At 37.6% G+C, this 682-nt stretch carries 2 protein-coding genes; both read right to left on the bottom strand.

Annotation, left to right across the window (positions count from 1 at the left end; translation table 11 throughout):
• Positions 1–287: DUF8696 domain-containing protein (locus tag PL9214_RS29220; RefSeq protein ID WP_139295203.1), on the bottom strand; the 287-nt coding region annotated here is incomplete at its 3' end.
• Positions 288–346: 59 nt separating this feature from the next.
• Positions 347–664: a DUF8696 domain-containing protein gene (locus tag PL9214_RS33460; protein ID WP_500690261.1), complete on the bottom strand. Its 318-nt coding sequence runs from the start codon at positions 662–664 to the stop codon at positions 347–349.
• Positions 665–682: the final 18 nt, after the last annotated feature.

The following is a 682-nucleotide window of genomic DNA, read 5'->3' as shown; positions in this document are numbered from 1 at the left end:
CTACTATTAACTATTTCTGCTGTCCCTAATAGGTCAGTATAACTAACTTTGACCTGTACCTTTTTCCCCACTTGTGTTTGAGATAAGGTGAAAGTATTATTAGTCGCTCCATTAATATTAGTCCAGGTGACTCCATTATCGGCTGACTCTTGCCATTGATAATTAAACGTTCCTAAACCATCTGCATCTGCTAAGGTATTGGTTGCCGTTAAGGTTTGATTTTGTTTTGCTGTACCCGCAATATTAACTGTTCCTGTAGGAGCATTATTCAAAAGTCCAGAAACCACAGAAGTCGAACTACTATTAACCGTTTCTGCTGTTCCTAATAGGTCTGTATAACTAACTTTTACCNATTTGTGGCGGTTAAAATTTGGTTTTGTGTTGCTGTTCCTGTAATATTAACTGTTCCTGTAGGAGCGTCGTTAACATTAGTAACAACAGAAGTCGGACTACTATTAACCGTTTCTGCTGTTCCTAATAGGTCAGTATAACTAACTTTTACTTGTACCTTTTTCCCCACTTGTGTTTGAGATAAGGCGAACGTATTATTAGTTGCTCCACTAATATCAGTCCAAGTGACTCCATTATCAGATGACTGTTGCCATTGATAATTAAACGTTCCTAAACCATCAACATCTGCTAAGGTATTGGTTGCTGTTAAAATTTGGTTTTGTGTCGCTGT

Source organism: Planktothrix tepida PCC 9214 (assembly GCF_900009145.1).
GTDB lineage: Bacteria > Cyanobacteriota > Cyanobacteriia > Cyanobacteriales > Microcoleaceae > Planktothrix > Planktothrix tepida.
Note: the sequence above shows the minus strand (reverse complement) of the source record. Positions and strands in the feature narration are given on the sequence as shown.